The organism is Streptomyces sp. NPDC002742 (assembly GCF_042888885.1).
In the GTDB taxonomy this organism is placed as follows: Bacteria; Actinomycetota; Actinomycetes; order Streptomycetales; family Streptomycetaceae; genus Streptomyces.
In genome coordinates, this window is record NZ_JBIAQF010000027.1 from 94,726 (window position 1) to 118,801 (window position 24,076).

General features: G+C 73.5%; 2 protein-coding genes. Both read right to left on the reverse strand.

All coding sequences use genetic code 11. The features are described 5' to 3' along the window. Positions 1-45: 45 nt before the first annotated feature. A complete protein-coding gene (locus ACFYW8_RS35760) occupies positions 46-18,531 on the reverse strand; it encodes a type I polyketide synthase (protein ID WP_389088265.1) in 18,486 nt (6,161 codons plus the stop codon). A gap of 34 nt (positions 18,532-18,565) precedes the next feature. Further along, entirely contained in the window at positions 18,566-24,076 is a 5,511-nt protein-coding gene (locus ACFYW8_RS35765; RefSeq protein WP_389088270.1) for an SDR family NAD(P)-dependent oxidoreductase, read from the reverse strand.

A 24,076-nucleotide genomic window follows, 5' to 3' on the forward strand; every position in this document is an offset into this window, starting at 1 on the left:
CGCCTCATCCGTCCTCGGCTGTCGTTAAAGGTAGAGCGCCAAGAACTAGGAAATTTCTAGATCTTGATCGATCAGATCGAAGATGTCGTCGATCGTCGCGTCCTGGAGCTGTCGCTGCGCGTCGGCGGATTCCGCGCCTTGCTCTCCGGCGGAGTTCACCAGGGACAGCAGTTCCTGCAGCCGCCTCCGCACCCCCGACCGGACCGTCTCCTCGGCCGAGGCGGCCGTCGAGATCACCGACTCCAGCCGGTCGAGCTCGCTGAAGACCGACACCTCCTCCGGGCCCGTCCCGCCGGTGAGTTCGCTCCGCAGGTGGCGGGCGACCGCCTCGGGCGTCGGGTGGTCGAAGACCAGCGTCGCGGGCAGGGTCAGGCCGGTGTCGGCAGTGAGCAGGTTGCGCAGCTCCACCGCGGTCAGGGAGTCGAAGCCGAGGTCCCGGAACGCCAGGTCCGGTTCCACCGCCGCGGATCCGCTGTGGCCCAGTACTGCCGCCGCGTGCGCGCACACCGTGTCCACGAGCAGGCGTTGCCGTTCGCCTTCGGACAGCGTGGACAGCTTCGCCTTGAGCGCGGACGGCTCCGCGGTCTGCTCGGCGGGCTCCTCCGCGAGGGCGTCCCTGACCTCGGGCAGGTCGCTCAGCAGCGCGCTCGGCCTGCCGACGGTGAACGGGACGACGAACCGCTCCCAGTCCACGTCGGCCACGGTGACCGTGCCGTCCCCGCCGCTCAGCGCACCGTGCAGCGCGGAGACAGCCCTGTCCGGCCGCAGCACGGTCAGGCCGCGCTGTCGCAGCCGCTCCTCGTCCCCGGCGTCGGCGACCATGCCTCCCTCGCCCCACGGGCCCCAGGCGATCGCGGTCGCGGTGAGGCCCCGGGCCCGCCGGTGCTGCGCCAGGCCGTCGAGGAAGGCGTTCGCGGCCGAATACGCGGCCTGCCCGCCGCCTCCCCACACACCGGAGATGGAGGAGAAGAGGACGAAGGCGTCCAGCTCCTGATCGCCGAGCAGTTCGTGGAGGTGCGCGGCCCCCACGGCCTTCGCGGCGACCGTCGCCGCGAAGTCGCCGAGGCTCGTCTCGGCGAGCATGGCCGCCTCGGCGGTGCCGGCCGTGTGGACGACGGCGTTCACCGGGTGCTCGGCGAGCAGCGCCGCCACCGCGTCGCGGTCGACGACATCGCACACGGCGAGGGTGACGCGCGCTCCCAGCTCCTCCAGTTCGTCCTTGAGGCGGGTGGCACCGGGCGCGTCGGCGCCGCGGCGGCCGGTGAGCACGAGGTGTTCGGCACCGGCACGGGCGAGCCAGCGGGCCACGTGTCCGCCCAGCGCACCCGTACCACCGGTGATCAGCACCGTGCCGCGCGGCGACCACGAACGGTCGCTCCGGGCTGCGGGCAGACGCGACAGGCGCCGTGCGAACACCCCGTGGTCGCGGATCGCGACCTGGTCCTCGGCCGACTGGCCGAGGACCGCGACGAGGCGGCCGGCGACCCGGTCGTCGACCGTGCCGGGAAGGTCGACGAGACCGCCCCAGCGCCGCGAGTGCTCCAGCGCCGCCACCCTGCCCAGACCCCAGACCAGGGACTGGTACGGGTCCGCCGCCTCGTCGGCGGAGTTCACGCCCACCGCGTTCCGGGTCGCGCACCACAGCGGGGCGCCGATGCCCGTGTCGCCCAGGGCCTGGACGAGCAGCACGGACAGCGTGACACCGACGGGCATCGCGGCGGCCTGCGGGGCGGCCTCGCCGTCGACGGCGAGCAGCGACAGGACGCCCGCCACGGTCTCGTCCCCGGCCGCTCGGGCGAGTTGCGCGGTCAGGTCCCCACGGCCGGTGGCCGGCTCGACCGGGACCGGCAGCGGGGCCAGGCCCCGCTCGGTCAGCGCGCGGAGGCAGGCGGCGACCCAGTCGTCGCCGAGCTGGGCGGCGCTGACCGGAACCAGCCATATGCCGTTCCGGGCAGGGTCCTCCGGGGAGGGGTCGGGTATCGCCTTCCAGGTGACGCCGTAGCGCCAGCCGTCCACGGTGGACTGCTCCTTGCGCTGCCGCCGCCACGACGACAGCCTCGGCAGCACGTCGCTGAACGCGTCCCCTGCCCCGATGTCGAGCGTCTCGGCGAGGGACCGCAGGTCCTCGCGCTCGACGGTCTCCCAGAACTCCGCGTCCACCGGATCCACCGCCGGGGCGGCGGCAGCGGTTTCCGGGGCGTCGACCCAGTACCGCTCGTGCTGGAAGGCGTAGGTCGGCAGGTCGGTCTTCCGCGCACCGGCGAAGAACGAGCTCCAGTCCACGGACACGCCGTGCACGTGCAGTTCGGCGAGCGCGGTCACGACGGCCTGCCGCTCTGGGCGGTCGGCCCGGAGTACGGGGACGGTGACGATGTCGTCCGCGCAGGCCTGTGCCAGGGCACTGAGGACGCCGCCGGGGCCGACCTCGACGAACGTGGTCACGCCCAGGCCGTGCAGGGTCCCGACGCCATCGGCGAAGCGGACCGCCTCACGGACGTGCCGCACCCAGTACTCAGGGGTGTAGGCCTCGACGAGCTGACCCGTGAGGTTGGAGACCACGGGAATCTTCGGCTGACTGAACGTCAGACTGCGGACGACCTCGGCGAACTCCTCCAGCATCGGGTCCATCAACGGCGAGTGGAACGCGTGACTGACCTTCAACCGCGAGGTCTTGCAGCCCTGTCGAGTGAAAGCCTCGGCGATCTCCAACACCGCGTCCTCGGCACCGGAGACCACCACCGACCGAGGCCCGTTGACCGCCGCGATCCCGACCTCGTCAGTCAGATGCGGCAGCACCTCGTCCTCGGCCGCCTGCACCGCCACCATCGCACCACCGGCGGGCAGCGCCTGCATCAACGCCGCACGCGCCGACACCAGCCTCACGGCGTCGTCCAACGACAACACCCCGGCCACATGCGCGGCCGCGATCTCACCCACCGAATGACCGGCCACATAATCCGGCCGCACACCCCACGACTCCAGCAACCGGAACAGCGCCACCTCAACAGCGAACAACGCCGGCTGCGTGCAACCCGTCTGATGCAGGCTCTCGGCATCGACGTCGACGGGGGCGTCCAGGTGCGCGCACACCTCGTCGTACGCATCGGCGAAGACGGGGAACGCCTCATACAACTCACGCCCCATACCGATCCGCTGCGAACCCTGACCCGAGAACAGAAAACCGACCTTGCCTCCCGGTCGGCCCTGGACGACTCCGGGCGACGGCATTCCGGCTGCCAGGCGTTCCAGTCCGCGGCGGAAGTCGTCACAGCTCTCGCCGATGACGGCCGCCCTGTGGCGCAGGGTGCTCCGGGTGGTGGCCAGCGAGAAGCCGACATCGGCCGGTGACGTGCCGTCCTCCACGAAGCCCAGCAGTCGTCGTGCCTGGTCGCGCAGAGCATCGCTGGTCCTGGCGGAGAGCACCCACGGCAGGAGCGCCGGGGCGGGAACGGCTGGGGCCTTTTCGGCCGGGGCCGGTGGGGCCTGTTCGATGATGGTGTGGGCGTTGGTGCCGCTGACACCGAAGGACGAGATCGCGGCACGGCGCGGACGGTCCGACTCGGGCCAGTCGACGGCCTCGGTCAGCAACCGGACATCACCGGCCGACCAGTCCACATGCGACGTCGGCTCATCCACGTGCAGGGTCCGCGGAAGCACTCCGTGGCGCATCGCCATCACCATCTTGATCACACCGGCGACACCCGCTGCAGCCTGCGCGTGACCGATGTTGGACTTCAACGAGCCCAGCCACAAAGGCCGGTCGCCGTCCCGTCCCTGCCCGTACGTGGCGAGGAGCGCCTGCGCCTCGATCGGGTCACCCAGCCTCGTGCCCGTACCGTGCGCCTCCACCGCGTCGACATCAGCGGTGGTGAGGCCCGCGGAGGTGAGTGCCTGCCGGATCACCCGCTGCTGCGCGGGACCGTTCGGCGCGGTCAGGCCATTGGATGCGCCGTCCTGGTTGACCGCGCTGCCGCGAACCACCGCCAGCACCTGGTGCCCGTTGCGGCGGGCGTCGGACAGCCGCTCCACCAGGAGCAGGCCGACGCCCTCGGCCCAGCCGGTGCCGTCGGCCCCGGCGGCGAACGGCTTGCACCGTCCGTCAGGGGCCAGCCCGCGCTGGCGGCTGAACTCCACGAACGCGCGCGGGGTGGACATGACCATCACGCCCCCGGCCAGCGCCATGGAGCACTCGCCGTTGCGCAGCGCCTGGACCGCCCAGTGCAGGGCCACGAGCGACGACGAGCACGCCGTGTCGACCGTGACGGCCGGTCCTTCCAGGCCGAGGGTGTAGGCGATACGGCCGGACATGATGCTCGCCGAGTTGCCCGTGCCGAAGAAGCCCTCGGAGTCGTCGATCGCGTGGAAGGCCTGGGCGGCGTAGTCCTGGTATCCGGAACCGACGAAGACTCCGGTACGGCTGCCGCGCACCGACTCCGCGTCGATGCCGGCGCGCTCGAACGTCTCCCACGTGGTCTCCAGCAACAGCCGTTGCTGCGGATCCATCGCCACGGCCTCACGCGGGCTGATCCCGAAGAACCCCGGGTCGAACTCCCCCGCGTCGTAGAGGAATCCACCGCGGCGCGTGTACGTCTTGCCGGACGCGTCCGGGTCCGGGTCGTAGATGTCCTCCACGTCCCAGCCGCGGTCCGCCGGGAACTCGCCGACCGCGTCGCCGCCGGAGACCACCAACTGCCACAGGTCCTCGGGGGAACGCACCCCGCCCGGGTAGCGGCACGCCATGCCGACGATCGCGATGGGGTCGTCGTCCTCGGCGGGCGCGGCGGCGGCTTCCGGTGAGGCCGCGACGGTGAGGCCGGTGAGCTCGGTGCGCAGCTGCCGGGCGAGTGCCTGGGCGTTGGGGTGGTCGAAGACCAGTGTGGGCGGCAGTGCGAGCCCGCTCTCGGCGTTGAGCTTGTTGCGCAGTTCGACGGCGGTCAGGGAGTCGAAGCCCAGGTCCTTGAAGGCCCGGTCGGCCTCGACCTCGCCGGCGCTGTTGTGACCGAGGACGGCCGCCGCGTGGGTGCGGACGAGGTCGACCAGCAGCGCGTGCTGCTCGGTCTCGGGCATCCCGGTGAGGCGGTCGGCCAAGGGGGAGGCGGCTGCCGTGCCTGGCCCGCCGGCGGTGCTGTCCGCGGTGAGGATCCGGTCGGCCTCCGGGAGGTCGCGGAGCAGGGCGCTCGGGCGGCCCAGGGTGAACGGGGGCAGGAACCGCTCCCAGTCGACGTCGGCCACCGTGGCGGTCGCCTCGCCGGATTCCAGCGCCTGCCGGAGGCCGGCCACAGCGAGCGTGGCGGGCATCGGGGTCAGGCCGCGGCGGCGCAGTCGTTCGTCCGCGCCGTCGGCTTCGGCCATGCCGCCGCCGGCCCACGGGCCCCAGGCCACGGCGGTCGCCGGCAGGCCTTGGGCCCGGCGGCGTTCGGCGAGTCCGTCGAGCAGGGCGTTGGCCGCCGCGTAGGCGGCCTGGTGGCCGCTGCCCCACACGCCGGCGATGGAGGAGAAGAGGACGAAGGCGTCGAGTTCCTGGCCGGCGAGGAGCGCGTCGAGGTGCAGGGCGCCGGCTGCCTTGGCGGACAGCACGTCGGCGAAGGAGCCCGGTGTCATGGCCTCCAGCGGCTCCAGGTGGTCCACGCCCGCCGTGTGGACGACGGCGTTCACCTGGTGCTCGGCGAGCAGCGCGGCGAGCGCCTCACGGTCGGCGACGTCGCACGCGGCGACGGTGACCCGGACACCGGTCGCCTCCAGCTCTGCGAGGAGACCGGCCGCGCCCGGCGCGTCGAGGCCGCGGCGGCTGGTGAGCACAAGGTGTTCGGCACCGGCACCGGCGAGCCAGCGGGCCACGTGCCCGCCCAGCGCACCCGTCCCCCCGGTGATCAGCACCGTGCCGCGCGGCGACCACCGCTGCCCGGCCCGGGTGTTCCCGCGGGCGGCGGTGTGGGACAGCCGGCGGCCGAACACGCCGCGGGCGCGGATCGCGATCTGGTCCTCGGCCGACTGTTCCTCGACCGACTGGCCGAGCACTGCGGCGAGGCGGTCGGCGACCCGGTCGTCGACCGTGTCCGGGAGGTCGATCAGACCGCCCCAGCGCGGCGCGTGCTCCAGCGCGGCGACCCGGCCGAGGCCCCAGACGGCGCTCTGAGTGGCGCTCGGCACCGTGTCCGCACGGCCGGTGGACATGGCGGACCGGGTCAGCGCCCACAGCGGGGCGTCGATGCCGGCGTCGCCCAGGGCCTGGACGAGCGTGAGGGACAGCGCGGTGCCGACGGAGAGAGCCGGGTGTCCGGTGTGGGGACGCTCGTCGGTGCCGAGCAGGGAGATCACCCCGTCGACCGTGGTCTCCCGGACGGCGTCGCCGAGCTGTCGCAGCAGTGCGCCGCGGTCGGCGGCCGGGTCGACCGCCACCCGGACCAGCCGGGCCCCGCGGGCGGCGAGCCCGTCGGCGACGGCGGCGGTCCACTCGACAGCCTCGGCGTCCGCGGTGTCCTCGGTGTCCTCGGTGACCAGGAACAGCCAGTCGCCCGGCAGTTCGTGCGCCCGGAGGCCGCCGAGCGGTTTCCAGCCCGTGCGGTAGGACCAGCCTTCCACGGCGGACTCCTGGCGCTGCTGTCGCCGCCACGCGGACAGCCGGGGCAGCACCGCGTCCAACCGCTCGGCGGGCAGGTCGAGGGTGGCGGCGAGGGACTGGGTGTCCTCGCGCTCCACCGTCGCCCAGAACCCGGCCTCCACGGCGTCGGTCCCCTCGACGGCGGCGGCCGTGGGCGTGGTGGTATCCAGCCAGTACCGCCGGTGCTGGAAGGCGTAGGTGGGCAGGTCGGCGCGCCGGGCGCCGCGGCCGGCGAAGAACGCCTGCCAGTCGACGGGAACACCGTGCACGTGGAGTTGCGCGAGGGCGCCGGTGATCGCCTCGGGTTCGGGGCTGCCTGACCGTGCGGAGGGAACGGTGACCGCGCCGTCCAGGCAGCCCAGGGTCATGGCGCTGAGCACCGCGCCGGGGCCGGTCTCCACGAACGTGGTCACGCCCAGCCCGGCCAGGGTCCGGATGCCGTCGGCGAAGCGCACGGCCTCGCGGGCGTGCCGGACCCAGTAGTCCGGTGTGTACGCGTCGATGAGCTCACCGGTGAGGTTCGAGACGACCGGTGTCCGGGGTGTCTCGAAGCGCAGACCGCCGACGACGCGGGCGAAGTCCGCCAGCACGGGGTCCATCAGCGGCGAGTGGAACGCGTGGCTCACGGTGAGCCGGGAGGTCTTGCGGCCCTCCCGGGCGAAGTGGTCCGCGACGGCGGCCACTGCGTCCTCGGCTCCGGAGACCACGACGGACCGCGGGCCGTTGACCGCCGCGATGTCGGCGTCGTCGGTGAGCTGCGGCAGCACCTCGTCCTCGGTGGCCTGGACGGCGATCATCGCCCCGCCGGCGGGCAGGGCCTGCATCAGCGCGGCACGAGCCGTCACCAGTGCGGCCGCGTCCTCCAGCGACAGGGCCCCGGCCACGTGGGCGGCCGCGATCTCGCCCACGGAGTGCCCGGCCAGGAAGTCCGGCCGCACGCCCCACGATCCGAGCAGGCGGTGCACGGCGACCTCGTGCGCGAACAGCGCCGGCTGGGTGAAGACGGTGCGGTTCAGCTGCTCGCCGTCCTCGTGACCGTTCTCGCAGAAGGCCACGTCCCGCAGTGGCCGGTCGAGGTGCCGGTCGAGGTGGGCGCACACCTCGTCGTACGCCTCCGCGAAGACCGGGAACGCCTCGTACAGTTCCCGCCCCATGCCGATGCGCTGCGAGCCCTGCCCGGAGAACAGGAACCCGACCCGGCCGGCGCCGGCGCGGCCGAGAGCGACGCCGGGAGCGGGCGCCCCCGAAGCCAGGGCCCGCAGGCCCTCGGCGATCCGGCCGTGGTCGGCACCGACCACGGCGGCGCGGTGCTCCAGGGCGGTCCGGGTAGTGGCCAGCGAGAAGCCGACGTCGGTGGGGGACGGTTCGGCGCCGTCGGCCGTGAGGGACAGCAGGCGCTCGGCCTGGGCGCGCAGCGCGGCCCCGGACTTGCCGGACAGGACCCACGGTACGGCCGGCGAGGCGACCTCGACCGGTGCGACGGCGGCCGGTTCGGCCGGCGGGGCCTGTTCGATGATGGTGTGGGCGTTGGTGCCGCTGACGCCGAAGGACGAGATCGCGGCACGGCGCGGACGGTCCGTCTCCGGCCAGCCGACGGCCTCGGTCAGCAGCCGGACCGCGCCCGCCGACCAGTCCACGTGCGGCGTCGGCTCATCGGCGTGCAGTGTCCGCGGAAGGACGCCGTGGCGCATCGCCATCACCATCTTGATCACACCGGCCACGCCGGACGCCGCCTGGGCGTGACCGATGTTGGACTTCAGCGAGCCGAGCCACAGCGGCCGGTCCTCCGGGCGTTCCTGGCCGTACGTGGCGAGCAGCGCCTGCGCCTCGATCGGGTCACCCAGAGCGGTGCCCGTGCCGTGTGCCTCCACCGCGTCGACGTCGGCCTCGGTGAGCCCGGCGGAGGCCAGGGCCTGGCGGATGACCCGCTGCTGCGCCGGGCCGTTCGGCGCGGTCAGCCCGTTGGACGCCCCGTCCTGGTTCACGGCGCTGCCCCGTACCACCGCCAACACCTGGTGCCCGTTGCGGCGGGCGTCGGAGAGGCGCTCCACGAGCACCACGCCCACGCCCTCCGCCCAGCCGGTGCCGTCGGCACCGGCACCGAACGCCCTGCACCGTCCGTCGGGCGACAGACCGCGCTGGCGGCTGAACTCCACGAACGCGGCCGGTACGGCCATGACGTTCACCCCGCCCGCGACGGCCATCGTGCTCTCGCCGCCCCGCAGCGACTGGATGGCCAGGTGCAGGGCGACCAGGGACGACGAGCACGCCGTGTCGACGGTGACGGCCGGGCCCTCCAGGCCGAACGAGTAGGCCACGCGCCCGGAGACGACGCTCGCGGCGCTGCCGGTGAGCAGGTGGCCCTCGACACCTTCCGGGACCTCCTGAAGGCCCGCGCCGTAGCCCTGGTAGGACATGCCGACGAACACGCCGGTGCGGCTGCCCTTCAGGGAGGCCGGGTCGATTCCGGCCCGCTCGAAGGCCTCCCACGATGCCTCCAGCAGCAGGCGCTGCTGCGGGTCCATCGCGAGCGCCTCGCGCGGCGAGATCCCGAACAGCGCGGCGTCGAAGTCGCCGGCGTCGTAGAGGAAGCCGCCGTCGCGCGCGTAGGTCTTGCCGGGGGTGCCCGGGTCGGGGTCGTAGAGGTCCTCGACGTCCCAGCCGCGGTCCTCGGGGAAGCCGGAGATCGCGTCGCCGCCGGACGTCACGAGCTGCCACAGGTCTTCGGGCGAGCCGACGCCACCGGGAAGGCGGCAGCTCATGGCCACGATCGCGATGGGTTCGTCGCCGACGGCGGCCGTGCGCTGCTCCTGCGGCACGGCGCCCTGCGAACCGAGCAGTTCGGCACGCAGGAACCGGGCCAGAGCCGTGGCGTTGGGGTGGTCGAAGACCAGCGTGGTGGGCAGCTTCAGGCCGGTGCCGGCCGTGAGCTTGTTGCGCAGTTCGACGGCGGTGAGCGAGTCGAAGCCGAGGTCGTTGAACGCCCGGCCGGGCTCCACCGCCGCGGCACCGTCGTGACCGAGCACGGCGGCCGCGTGCGTACGGACGAGGTCCACCAGCGTGCGGTCCTGCTCGCCCGCCGACAGCCCGGCCAGCTTCGCGGCGAGCGCGTTGCCGGCTTCGGCGCCGCCGGAGGCCGGCGCCTCCAGGGCTCGGCGCGCCTCGGGCACGTCGGAGAACAGAGCGCTGGGGCGGATGACCGTGAACGGGCCGATGAACCGCTCCCACTCGAAGTCCGCGACGGTGAGGGCGGTCTCGCCGTGGGCCAGCGCCTGTTGGAGCACGGAGACCGCGAGGGCGGGCCGCATGGGCGGCAGACCGCGGCGGCGCAGCATCTCCTCTCCGTCGCCGACGCCGGCCATGCCGCCCTCGGCCCAGCCGCCCCAGGAGACGGCGAGCGCGGTGCGCCCATGTGCCCGCCGGTACTCGGCGAGGGCGTCCAGGTAGGCGTTGGCCGCCGAGTAGGCGCCCTGGCCGGCGCCGCCCCAGATGCCGGCGCCCGAGGAGAACATGACGAACGCGTCGAGCTCCTGACCGGCCAGCAGTTCGTCCAGGTGCGTGGCACCTGCGGCCTTGGCCACCACCGTGTCGGCGAACCCGGCCGGATCGGAGTCCTCGATCATGACGTGGTCGCCGACGCCGGCGGCGTGGACGACGGCATTGACGGGGTGCTCGGCCAGCAGCGCCCGCAGGGCGTCACGGTCGGCCGCGTCACAGGCCACGACGGTCGCGGCCGCGCCGAGCTCCTCCAGCTCCGCGACGAGCTCCGCGACGCCGGGCGCCGCGGGGCCTCGGCGGCTGGTGAGCACGAGGTGTTCGGCACCGGCACCGGCGAGCCAGCGGGCCACGTGCCCGCCCAGCGCACCCGTCCCCCCGGTGATCAGCACCGTGCCGCGCGGCGACCACTCCTGGGCGGGGCCGGTGGCGCGGGCGGCCCGGACGAGCCGGCGCCCGAAGAGGCCCGAGGCCCGGACCGCCACCTGGTCCTCGGCCGTCTGGCCGAGAACGGCGGCCACGCGGGCCGCGGCGCGGGCGTCCAGCAGATCCGGAAGGTCGAGCAGTCCACCCCAGCGCTGCGGGTGTTCCAGCGCCGCCGCCCGGCCGAAGCCCCACACCTGCGACTGCAGCGGGCGGTCCACGCGGTCGGAGCGGCCGGTGGCCACCGCGCCGCGCGTGGCGCACCACAGCGGGACGTCGACGCCCGCGTCGCCGAGCGCCTGCACGAGGCAGAGGGTCGCCGCGAGGCCGTGCGACAGGCCGGGGTGGCCTGCCGAGGCGCTCTCGTCCTCGGCGAGCAGGGACAGCACGCCGGTCAGCGGGCCGACGCCGGCCAGCTCGCCGGCCAGCGTCCCGCGGTCGGTGCCGGGACCGGCGACGAGCGTCACCAGTTCCAGGCCGCGCTCGCCGAGCGCGGTGCGCACCGAGGCGGTCCACTCGCTCTCGCCGGCCACGACGAGCAGCCAGGTCCCGGACGCGCCGGGCCGAGGAAGCGGGCCGAGTGGCTTCCATGTGACGCGGTAACGCCAGCCGTCGACCACGGACTGTTCGCGGCGCTGACGGCGCCACGCGGACAGCCTGGGCAGGAGCGCGCTCAGCGAGGCGTCCGCGCCGACGCCCAGGGTCGCGGCGAGGGACTCCGCGTCCTCGCGTTCCACGCTGTCCCAGAAGCCGGAGTCCGCCGCGTCGGCCGGGGTGCCGGCGGCGGTCAGGTCCTCGTCCCCCTCCCCGTCCAGCCAGAAGCGCTCGCGCTGGAAGGCGTAGGTGGGCAGGGTGACGCGGTGGGCGCCGGGGAAGAGTGCCTGCCAGTCCAAGGAGGTGCCGTGCACGTGCAGTTCGGCGAGCGCGGTGAGGAGTGCCTGCTGCTCGGGGCGGTCGGCTCGGAGTACGGGGACGGTGACGATGTCGTCCGCGCAGGCCTGTGCCAGGGCACTGAGGACGCCGCCGGGGCCGACCTCGACGAGCGTGGTCACGCCCAGGCCGTGCAGGGTCCCGACGCCATCGGCGAAGCGGACCGCCTCACGGACGTGCCGGACCCAGTACTCAGGGGTGTAGGCCTCGACGAGCTGACCCGTGAGGTTGGAGACCACTGGAATCTTCGGCTCACTGAACGTCAGACTGCGGACGACCTGCGCGAACTCCTCCAGCATCGGGTCCATCAACGGCGAATGGAACGCGTGACTGACCTTCAACCGAGATGTTTTGCGGCCTTGCCGAGTGAAAGCCTCAGCGATCTCCAGCACGGCATCCTCGGCACCGGAGACCACAACGGACCGAGGCCCGTTGACCGCCGCGATACCGACCTCCTCGGTCAGATGCGGCAGCACCTCCTCCTCGGCCGCCTGCACCGCCACCATCGCACCACCGGCGGGCAGCGCCTGCATCAACGCCGCACGCGCCGACACCAGCCTCACGGCATCGTCCAACGACAACACCCCGGCCACATGCGCGGCCGCGATCTCACCCACCGAATGACCGGCCACGTAATCCGGCCGCACACCCCACGACTCCAGCAACCGGAACAGGGCAACCTCCACCGCGAAAAGCGCGGGCTGAGCACACCCCGTTCGGTGCAGGCTCTCGGCATCGACGTCGACCGGTGCCTCCAGACGCGCACACACCTCGTCGTACGCATCGGCGAAGACGGGGAACGCCTCATACAACTCACGCCCCATACCGATCCGCTGCGAACCCTGACCCGAGAACAGAAAACCGACCTTGCCCTCGGAGCGGGCTCGTCCCAGCGTCACGTTCGCCGCCGGTTGACCGGCGGCGAGGGCGGTGAGGGTTTGCCGGAGCTTGCCCGAGCCCTCCGCCAGGAGCACCGCGCGGTCCTCGAACGTCTCGCGGGAGGCCAGGGAGAGGCCGATGTCGGAAGCCGTCCAGCCGTCGTTCGCGTCGAGGTGGCCGGCCAGCCGGGCCGCCTGGGCACGCAGCGCCGGCTCGCCCTTGCCCGACAGCACCCACGGCACGAGCGCGCCGGAGTCGGGCGTGTGAGGCAACTCCTCCGTGGCGGGGGCCTGTTCGATGATGGTGTGGGCGTTGGTGCCGCTGACACCGAAGGACGAGATCGCGGCACGGCGCGGACGGTCCGTCTCCGGCCAGCCGACGGCCTCGGTCAGCAGCCGGACCGCGCCCGCCGACCAGTCCACATGCGGCGTCGGCTCATCGGCGTGCAGGGTTCGCGGGAGCACTCCGTGGCGCATCGCCATCACCATCTTGATCACACCGGCGACACCCGCGGCAGCCTGCGCGTGACCGATGTTGGACTTCAACGAGCCGAGCAGGAGCGGCCGTTCACGCTCCTGGCCATAGGTCGCAAGGAGCGCCTGCGCCTCGATCGGGTCGCCCAGCCTCGTGCCCGTACCGTGCGCCTCGACCACATCCACATCGCCCGGAGCGAGCCCGGCGGAGGCCAGGGCCTGGCGGATGACCCGCTGCTGCGCCGGGCCGTTCGGCGCGGTCAGCCCGTTGGACGCCCCGTCCTGGTTCACGGCGCTGCCCCGTACCACCGCCAACACCTGGTGCCCGTTGCGGCGGGCGTCGGAGAGGCGCTCCACGAGCACCACGCCCACGCCCTCCGCCCAGCCGGTGCCGTCGGCACCGGCACCGAACGCCCTGCACCGCCCGTCGGGCGACAGACCGCGCTGGCGGCTGAACTCCACGAAAACGCTCGGACTGGCCATGACGGTGACGCCGCCGGCCAGCGCCATCGTGCTCTCGCCGTTGCGCAGCGACTGGATGGCCAGGTGCAGGGCGACCAGGGACGACGAGCACGCCGTGTCGATCGTGACTGCGGGCCCTTCGAGTCCGAAGGTGTAGGCCACCCGGCCGGAGACGACGCTGGACGCGCCGCCGACGAGCCGGTGTCCTTCGACGCCTTCCGGCACGCGACGCACATCGGCTCCGTAGCCCTGGTAGGCCATGCCGACGAAGACGCCGGTCCGGCTGCCGCGCAGCTGCGCGGGAGCGATCCCGGCCCGCTCGAAGGCCTCCCACGAGGCCTCCAGCAGCAGGCGCTGCTGCGGGTCCATCGCCAGGGCCTCATGCGGGGAGATCCCGAAGAAGCCGGCGTCGAAGTCGGTGGCGCCATAAAGGAAGCCGCCGTCGCGCGCGTAGGTCTTGCCGGGGCGGTCGGGGTCGGGGTCGTAGAGGGCCTCGACGTCCCAGCCGCGGTTCGACGGGAACGCGGAGACGGCGTCGCCTCCGGACGTCACCAGGTCCCACAGCGCCTCGGGCGAGTCGACGCCGCCGGGCAGGTGGCAGCTCATCGCCACGATGGCGATGGGCTCGTCGTCGGCGGCCGCGTGCCGCTCCTGCTCCACGGCGGCCTTCGATCCGAGCAGCTCGCTCTGCAGGAAGCGGGCGAGCGCCGTGGCGTTGGGGTGGTCGAAGACCAGCGTGGGCGGCAGCGCGAGACCGGTCGCCGTGTTCACCTTGTTGCGGAGTTCGACGGCGGTCAGGGAGTCGAAGCCGAGGTCCTTGAACGCCCGGTCGGGCTCGACCTCCGCCGCCGAGGAGTGGCCCAGGACGGCCGCGACGTGCGCGCGGACCAGGTCGATCAGTCTCTCCGTGCGCTCGGCCTCCGGCAGTCCGGCGAGCCGGGCCGCCAGGGGCGCGGCGCCGGTGGCGGCGCCGGCCGGTGCGGCGGTGCCTGCGCGGCGCACCTCGGGCAACTCGGACAGCAGGGCGCTCGGGCGGCCGAGGGTGAACGGTCCGATGAACCGTTCCCAGTCGATGTCGGCCACGACGACCGCGGTGTCGTCGCAGTCCAGGGCGCGCTGGACCGCGGTCACGGCGAGTGCGGCGGGCAGGGTGACGACGCCGCGGCGGCGCAGGTGTTCCTCGTCGGCGTCGGTGACCATGCCGCCGTCGGCCCACGGGCCCCAGGCGATCGCGGTGGCGGCCAGGCCCCGGGCCCTCCGCCGGGCGGCGAGCCCGTCGAGGAAGGCGTTGCCGGCGGCGTAGGCGGTCTGCAGTCCGCTGCCCCACACGCCGGCAATCGAGGAGAAGAGGACGAAGGCGTCCAGCTCGCGGTCGCCGAGCAGTTCGTCCAGGTGCGCGGCGCCGCGGGCCTTCGCCGCCACCGTGCGGGCGAAGTCGGCCGGTGTCAGCTCGTCGAAGGGGGCTGACTGTTCCACGCCCGCGGCGTGGAAGACGGAGGTGAACGTGTGCTCGGCGAGCAGCGCCGCCACCGCTTCGCGGTCGGCGACATCGCACACGGCGAGGGTGACGCGCGCTCCCAGCTCCTCCAGTTCGTCCTTGAGGCGGGTGGCACCGGGCGCGTCGGCGCCGCGGCGGCCGGTGAGCACGAGGTGTTCGGCACCGGCACGGGCGAGCCAGCGGGCCACGTGCCCGCCCAGCGCACCCGTACCACCGGTGATCAGCACCGTGCCGCGCGGCGACCACGAACGGCCGGCGCCGCTTCGGGCGTGGGCGAGCCGGGCGGTGAACACGCCGGAGGCGCGGACGGCGACCTGGTCCTCCTGGCCATCGGCGGCGCCGGCTCCCTGGCTCAGTACGGCGGCGATACGGCCGGCGGCGCGCTCGTCGACGGCCGCCGGCAGGTCGATCAGGCCGCCCCAGCGCCGGGCGTGCTCCAGGGCCAGGGCACGGCCGAGGCCCCACACCTGGTTCTGCACCGCGCTGAGCGGTGCGTCGTCGGAGCGGCCGGTGGCGGCCGCTCCCCGGGTGGCGCACCACAGCGGCGCGTCGATGCCCGCGTCACCAAGTGCCTGGGCCAGGGCCACGGTCTGCGCCAAGCCCTGGGAGAGCGCGGGGTGTTCGGGCGAGGCGGTCTCGTCGGTCGCGAGCAGGGACAGGACGCCGTCGAGCGATCCGGCTTCGCCCGCGACCCGGGTCAGCTCGTCGGTCAGGGACGCGCGGTCGGCGTCGGCGCCGACCGTCAGCGGGATCAGGTACGCGCCGCGTCCGGCCAGGGCCGCGCGGACCGTGCCGGCCCACTCGTCGCCCTCGGGCGCGGCGAACAGCCATGTGCTGCCGGACAGGTCGCCTGCGGACAGGCCGTTCAGCGGTTGCCAGGCCAGTTGGTAACGCCAGCCGTCCACGACGGACTGCTCGCGCCGCCGACCCCGCCAGGCCGACAACTTCGGTACTACGACGTTTAGTTCCTCGGGGCTCAGCCCCAGCGTGGCGGCGAGGGACTGGGCGTCCTCGCGCTCGACGCTCGCCCAGAACTCGGCGTCGACCGCGTCCACGGCGGCCGTCTCGGCCTCGGGGGCGTCGAGCCAGTAGCGCTGCTGCTGGAAGGCGTAGGTGGGCAGGTCGACGCGCCGGGCGCCCGGGAAGAAGGCGTGCCAGTCCACTTCGGCACCGCTGACGTGCAGTTCGGCGAGCGCGGTCACGACGGCCTGCCGCTCGGGACGGTCGGCCCGGAGCACGGGAACGGTGACGATGTCGTCCGCACAGCCCTGCGCCATGCCGCTCAGCACACCGCCCGGACCGATCTCCACGAACGTGCTCACACCCAGACCGCCCAGAGTCTCGATGCCGTCGGCGAAGCGCACCGCCTCACGCACGTGCCGCACCCAGTACTCCGGGGTGTACGCCTCGGCCAGCCGACCGGTGAGGTTCGAAACGACGGGAATCCGCGGCTCGTCGAAGGCCAGACCGCTGACGACCTCGGCGAACTCCTCCAGCATCGGATCCATCAACGGCGAGTGGAACGCGTGACTGACCTTCAACCGAGATGTTTTGCGGCCCTGTCGAGTGAAGGCTTCGGCGATCTCCAGCACGGCATCCTCGGCACCGGAGACCACGACGGACCGAGGCCCGTTGACCGCCGCGATACCGACGCCGTCCGTCAGGTGCGCCAGCACCTCGTCCTCGGCCGCCTGCACCGCCACCATCGCACCACCGGCGGGCAGCGCCTGCATCAACGCCGCCCGCGCCGACACCAACCTCGCCGCATCGTCCAACGACAACACCCCAGCCACATGCGCAGCCGCGATCTCACCCACCGAATGACCAGCCACATAATCCGGCCGCACACCCCACGACTCCAGCAACCGAAACAGCGCCACCTCCACGGCGAACAACGCCGGTTGGGTGCAACCGGTCTGGTTGAGCTGCTCCGCATCCGCGTCGAGTGTGATGTCCAGGTGGGCGCGGATCTCGTCGTAGGCGGCGGCGAACGCCGGGAAGGCGTCGTAGAGTCCGCGGCCCATACCGACCCGCTGCGAACCCTGACCCGAGAACAGGAACCCGGTCTTGCCGCCGCGGCGGGCCGCGTTGTGGACCACGGCCGCGGACGGGGTGCCGGACGCCAACGCCCGTACACCCTCCGTGAGTTCCTCCAGGCTCTCGCCGACGACGGCCGCCCTGCGGTCCCAGGCGGTGCGCGTCGTGGCGAGGGAGAAGCCGATGTCGGCCGGGGCGCTCCCGGGGCCGCTCCGGCCGTCCTCCAGGAAGGAGAGCAGGCGCTCCGCCTGGGCACGCAGTGCCGCGTCGCTCTTCGCCGAGAGCACCCACGGCAGCGCCGAGCCGGCCGGGGCCCCGGCCGACTCGGCGGCGGGCTCCTCGTCGAGGGCCGGGGCCTGCTCGATGATCGTGTGCGCGTTGGTGCCGCTGACGCCGAAGGAAGAGACGGCGGCGCGGCGGGGATGGTCCGACTCGGGCCACCGGACTGCCTCGGTCAGGAGCTTGACGCCGCCCGCCGACCAGTCGACCTGAGCGGTCGGCTCGTCCACGTGCAGCGTCTGCGGCAGGACGCCGTTGCGGATGGCCATCACCATCTTGATCACACCGGCGACACCCGCGGCGGCCTGCGTGTGGCCGATGTTGGACTTGATGGATCCCAGCCACAGCGGCCGGTCGCCCGAGTGCTCCTGGCCGTACGTGGCGAGCAGTGCCTCCACCTCGATCGGGTCGCCGAGGGTGGTGGCCGTGCCGTGCGCCTCGACCGCGTCGACCTGGGAGGCGGTCAGGCGCGCGTTCTCCAGGGCCTGCCGGATCACACGCTCCTGCGACGGGCCGTTCGGGGCCGTGAGGCCGTTGGACGCGCCGTCCTGGTTGACGGCGCTGCCGCGGATGACGGCCAGCACGTCGTGGCCGAGCCGGCGGGCGTCGGACAACCGCTCCAGCAGGAGCACGCCGACGCCTTCGGACATGCCCGTGCCGTCGGCGGTCGAGGAGAACGCGCGGCAGCGGCCGTCGGACGACAGGCCGCGCTGGGCACTGAACGCGACGAAGGTGTTCGGCGTGGCCATCACGGTCACGCCGCCGGCCAGGGCGAGCGAGCACTCGCCGCGGCGCAGCGCCTGGGCGGCCAGGTGGAGCGCCACCAGCGAGGACGAGCAGGCCGTGTCGACGGTGACCGCCGGGCCTTCGAGACCGAGCGCGTAGGAGATGCGGCCGGACACCACGGCGGCGGTGTTCGCGGTGACGAGGTGGGCCTCGATGTCGCTGTCGCCCGGCCGCTGAAGGTAGGCGTGGTCCTGACCGTTGGTGCCGATGAACACACCCGTCCGGGTGCCGCGTGCGGTGACGGGGTCGATGCCCGCACGTTCGAGGGCCTCCCAGGAGGTCTGCAGGAGCAGCCGCTGCTGCGGGTCCATGACCAGGGCCTCGCGGGGGGAGATCCCGAAGAACGCGGGGTCGAACTCGCCGGCGTCGTGGAGGAATCCGCCCTTGCGCACGTACGTCCGGCCCGTCCGCCCGGGCTCGGGGTCGTAGACCGTGTCCAGGTCCCAGCCGCGGTCGGTGGGGAACCCGGACACTCCGTCGCCGCCCGAGGCGACCAGTTGCCACAGGTCTTCGGGCGAGCCGACGCCGCCCGGGTAGCGGCAGGCCATCCCGACGATGGCGATGGGCTCGGTGTCCTTCGCCTCCAGCTCACTCAGCTGCCTGCGGGTCTGACGCAGGTCCACCGTCACGCGCTTGAGGTAATCCCTGAGCTTGTCGTCGTTCGACATGTTTTACGTCCTCGGTAGCAGTGCGTGAGATGAGTCAGTGGGACCCGAGCTCTTGGTCGATGAGGTCGAACATCTCGTCGTCGGTGGCGGCGTCGATCCGGTCCAGGTCGATGTCGCGGTCGGTGCCGGGGTCGGCGTCGGCGGTGTTCGCCGCGGCGTCCTGATGGGTGTCCGTCCACTTCCAGAGCAGCGCCTTGAGCCGGGCGGTGACCTTGTCCCGCACCGCGTCCTGTGGGGCGAGCGCTGCGAGCCGCGCCTCCAGCCGGTCCAGTTCGGCGAGCACGGGCGGGGCCTCGGCTGTGAGGTCGAGCACCAGGTCCTTGTGGAGGAGCCGGGCGATCGCGACGGGGTTGGGGTGGTCGAAGACAAGGGTGGGCTTGAGCCGGAGCCCGGTCGCGACCTTGAGCCGGTTGCGCAGTTCCACGGCGGTCAGGGAGTCGAAGCCGATGTCCTTGAAGGCCGTGGTGGGCTCGATGCGGGCAGCGGTGGCGTGGCCGAGGGCGGCTGCCGCCTGATGGCGCACCAGGTCCAGCAGGACCTTCTCCTGGTCGGCCTCCGGTATCCCGGCGAGGCGGCGGGCCAGGACGGGGGTCCGTGCGGCCGCGGTCCCGCCGGCCGCGGCGCCGGTGTCGCCGACGAGGCCGCGGAGGACGGCGGGCAGCATGCCGGCGCGGGCCATGGCGCGCAGTCCTGGAACGTCCAGCCGGGCCGGCACGATCACCGGCCGGTCCACGGTGAGGGCGGCGTCGAACAGGGCCAGCCCCTCCGCCGGGGTGAAGGGCACGACTCCGGCCCGCCCCATCCGGTTGCGGTCGGCGTCGGTGATCCGGTCGCCCATGCCGCCGTTGTCCGTCCACAGGCCCCATGCCAGCGAGGTGCCGGGCAGGCCCGCGGCCCGGCGCTGCCGCGCCAGCCCGTCCAGGAAGGCGTTCGCAGCGGCGTAGCTCGCCGCGCCGGCGCTGCCCAGGATTCCGGCCAGGGAGGAGAAGAGCACGAACGCGGAGAGGTCCAGGTCCCGGGTCAGTTCGTGCAGGTGCAGCGCCCCGTCGGCCTTCGGCCGCAGCACGGAGTCCAGGCGCTCCGCGGTCAGGGCGGTGACCACGCCGTCGTCCAGGGCCGCCGCCGCGTGCACCACGGCCACGAGCGGGTGCTCGGCCGGGACCGAGGCCAGCAGTTCCGCGAGGGCGTCCCGGTCCCCGATGTCACAGGCGGCCACGTCGACGTGCGCGCCCAGTCCGGAGAGGGCGGCGACGAGTTCGCCGATGCCTTCGGCCGCGGGGCCCCGTCGGCTGGTCAGCAGCAGCCTCCGTGCGCCGCGTTCGGCGACGAGGTGCCGCGCGAGCGACCGTCCGAGGCCACCGGTCGCGCCGGTGAGCAGCACGGTCCCCTCGGGGTCCCACGCGTGACCGGCGGGCTCCTCGGGCGGGGTGATCCGGGCGAGGCGCGGCACGTACAGCTTTCCGTCGCGCACCGCGGCCTGCGGTTCGTCCAGAGCGGCGAGGGCCGCGGCCAGCGCCGGGTCGAGGCCGCCGTTCGTGACCGTGCCGCCGTTCGTGACCGAGTCGTCCGCGTCGACGAGCAGGAGCCGGTCCGGGTGCTCGGTCTGGGCCGACTTCACCAGACCGGAGACCGCGACGTGCGCGAGGTCCGGAGCTGTGCCGTCCGGCTCGACGGCTCCGCGCGTCATCACGACGAGCCGCGCGTCGGAGAACCGCTCGTCGGCGACCCACTCCTGGACGGCCGACAGCACGTCGGCCAGCAGCCCGCGCGTCGCGGCGGCGGCATCGCCCTCGCTCGGGGCGCAGGGCAGGAGGACGTGGGCAGGTATGGCCGCGCCGCCGTCGACCGCCTTGCGGAGCCCGTCGATGTCGGAGTGGGAACCCTCGTCGCCCAGGACCGCCCACGCGGCTTCGGGAGCGGTGGCGGGTGCGGGGGCGAAAGCCGCGGTGTGCTCGACCCAGTCGACCTCGAACATCCGGTCCCGGTGCGCCACGCGCGAGGCCAGCACCTGCTGTGGGGACATCGGCCGTGTCCGGACGGACGCGACCGAGGCGACGGGAGAGCCGTCGGTGTCGGACAGTTCGATCGCCACCGCGTCGTCGGCGGCGGGCCGGATGCGTATGCGCACGGCCCCGGGCCCCGGAGCGTGCACGGACATGCCGCTCCAGGCGTGGGGCATGAGCACCTTGCCGGAGTCTTCGGCGCGGCTCGACGCCAGCATGCCGAGGGCGGCGTCCAGCAGTACGGGGTGCAGGCCGTAGCGGTCCGCCCGGTCCCGCTCCGCGACGGTCAGTACGGCCTCGGCGTACAGCTCGTCCCCGGCGCGCCAGGCGGCGCGCAGACCCGGACGGCCCTCGACGTCCACGGGTTCGGCACCCGTCGGCGGCCACGTCATCGTGTCGAACTCCGGCGCCGGAGCGTTCCGGGTGAGTTCTCCGGTGACGTGGCAGACCCAGGGCTCGCCGGTGCCGTCGGCAGCGGGCCGGCTGAAGACGCGCACGGAGCGCCGGTCGGGATCGTCGCCCGCACCGACCTGCGCCTGGACGCGTACGGCGCCCTGTTCGACCAGGACCAGCGGGGCGTCCACGTCCAGCTGTTCCAGGTGCGGGAACCCGGTCTGCCGTCCCGCGGACAGGGCGAGCTCCACGAACACGGCGACCGGGAGCACCGGCACGCCGCCGACCGTGTGTTCCACGGTCCAGGGCAGGTCGGCCGGGGACAGCCGGCCGGTGAACAGCACGTCCTGCGTCCCGGCGGTCTCCACCACCGCGCCGAGCAGGGCGTGGCCGGAGGAGTCCAGGCCCGCCGAGGAGACGTCGAGCGCGGCCGTGCCTTCAAGCCAGTGGCGCTCGCGCTGGAAGGCGTACGTGGGCAGGTCGACCCGCCGGGCGCCGGGGAACAGCGTCCGCCAGTCCGGGGAGACACCGTGTGCGTGCAACTGCCCGAGGGCGAGAGTGAGCGCCTGGGGTTCGGGACGGTCGGTACGCAGGGCGGGAACAGTGACGATGTCCGCGTCGTCGAGGCAGCCCTGGGCGAGGGCGCTCAGCACGCCGCCGGGGCCGATCTCCACGAAGGTCGTCACGCCCAGGTCGTGGAGAGTCCGGACGCCGTCGGCGAAGCGGACCGCCTCACGCACATGCCGCACCCAGTACTCAGGGGTGTACGCCTCGGCCAGTCGGCCGGTGAGGTTCGAAACGACGGGGATCCGCGGCTCGTCGAGGGCCAGACCGCCGACGACCTCCGCGAAGTCCTCCAGCATCGGATCCATCAACGGCGAATGGAACGCGTGACTGACCTTCAGGCGGGAGGTCTTACCACCCTGCTGCCGGAAGACCTCACCGATTTCGCCGACCGCGTCCTCGACGCCGGAAATCACGACGGACCGAGGGCCGTTGACCGCCGCGATACCGACCTCGTCGGTCAGGTACGGCAGCACCTCGTCCTCAGTGGCCTGTATCGCCACCATCGCGCCGCCGGCGGGCAGGGCCTGCATCAACGCGGCCCGCGCCGACACCAGCTTCGCCGCGTCCCCGAGCGACAGCACACCCGCCACATGCGCGGCCGCGATCTCACCCACCGAATGACCAGCCACGTAATCCGGCCGCACACCCCACGACTCGAGAAGCCGGAACAGCGCCACCTCGAGGGCGAACAACGCGGGCTGCGTCGAACCCGTCTGATTCAACTCCTCCGCGTCGACATCGACCGGCGCATCCAGAAGCGTGCACACCTCGTCGTACGCCGCAGCGAACACCGGGTACGCCGCATACAGCTCGCGCCCCATCCCCAGCCGCTGCGAACCCTGGCCCGAGAACAGGAACCCGACCTTGCCCCGGTCGGCACCGGCGCGCCCCGTCACCACCTGTGCCGCGGGCTCGCCCGCCGCGAGGGCGGTCAGCCCCGCGCGCAGCTCTGCCCCGTCCGCGCCGACGACCGCCGCCCGGTGCTCCAGCGCCGAGCGGGTGGCCGCCAGCGAGAACCCCACGTCGGCCGGGGACGCGGCCGCGAGGTCCACGGACGACAGCAGTCGTCGTGCCTGCTCCCGCAGCGCCTCCCCGGTCTTCGCGGAGAGTACCCACGGCACCACCGTGGTCCGGGCCCGCAGCAGTTCCCCGGCCACGCCCTCGCCTTCGGTCCTGTCGTCGGCCGGGTCCTCCGCCTCCGGTTCGGGCGCCTGCTCGACGATGACGTGCGCGTTGGTGCCGCTGATCCCGAACGACGAGATCCCGGCCCGGCGGGGGTGGTCGGTCTCCGGCCACGCGATCGCCTCGGTCAGCAGCTCGACCGAGCCGGCCGACCAGTCGACCTGCGGGGTCGGCCGGTCCACGTGGAGCGTCTTCGGCAGCACGCCGTGCTGCATCGCCAGCACCATCTTCATCACGCCGGCGACGCCCGCCGCGGCCTGTGTGTGGCCGATGTTGGACTTCAGCGAGCCGAGCAGGAGCGGTCGTTCGCGCTCTTGTCCATAGGTCGCCAGCAGTGCCTGCGCCTCGATCGGGTCGCCGAGGTTCGTGCCCGTGCCGTGTGCTTCGACGGCGTCGACCTCCTCGGCGGACAGCCGGGCTCCGGCCAGCGCCTCGAGGATCACGCGCTGCTGCGAGGGGCCGTTGGGCGCGGTCAGGCCGTTGGACGCGCCGTCCTGGTTGACCGCGCTGCTCCGGACGACGGCGAGCACCTTGTGGCCGAGCCGGCGGGCGTCCCGCAGCCGCTCCACGAGCAGCAGGCCGGCTCCTTCGGACCAGGACGCGCCGTCCGCCGCCGCCGCGAAGGACTTGCAGCGGCCGTCGGGGGCGAGTCCGCGCTGGCGGCTGAACTCGACGAAGGCGCTCGGGCCCGCCATGACCGTCACGCCGCCGGCGAGCGCCATGGAGCACTCGCCGCCCCGCAGCGCCTGCACGGCGAGGTGCAGGGCGACGAGCGAGGACGAACAGGCGGTGTCGACGGTGACCGCGGGGCCCTCGAACCCGAGGGTGTAGGCGATGCGCCCGGAGGCGACGCTGCCGGAGTTGCCGGTGCTCATCAACCCTTCGACCCCCTCGGGGAGGGCGCCGGGTGTGAAGCCGTAGTCGTGGTACATCAGGCCGGCGAAGACGCCGGTGCGGCTGCCCTCGAGGCCGGCGGGGTCGATGCCCGCGTGCTCGAAGGCCTCCCAGGCGGTCTCCAGCAGCAGGCGCTGCTGCGGGTCCATGGCCAGCGCCTCGCGCGGTGAGATCCCGAAGAAGTCCGCGTCGAAGTCCGCCGCGTCGTGCAGGAAGCCGCCGTGCCGGGTGCAGACCTTGCCGGGCTGCTCGGGGTCGGGGTCGTAGAGCGCGTCGACGTCCCAGCCGCGGTCCTCGGGAAACGGCGAGACGGCGTCTTCGCCCCCGGCCAGCAGCCGCCACAGCTCCTCGGGGGAGCCGACACCGCCGGGGAACCGGCAGCTCATGCCCACGATGGCGATCGGTTCCTGGTCGCGGGCCTCCAGCTCGCGCACGCGCCGCCGGGCCTGGCGCAGGTCCGTGGTGGCCCGCTTGAGGTAGTCCCGGAGCTTGTCCTCGTTCATCAT

Coding starts and splice junctions, on each gene's coding strand:
- ACFYW8_RS35760 (WP_389088265.1), bottom strand. CDS start 18,531: ATGTCGAACGACGACAAGCTCAGGGATTACCTCAAGCGCGTGACGGTG.
- ACFYW8_RS35765 (WP_389088270.1), bottom strand. CDS start 24,076: ATGATGAACGAGGACAAGCTCCGGGACTACCTCAAGCGGGCCACCACG.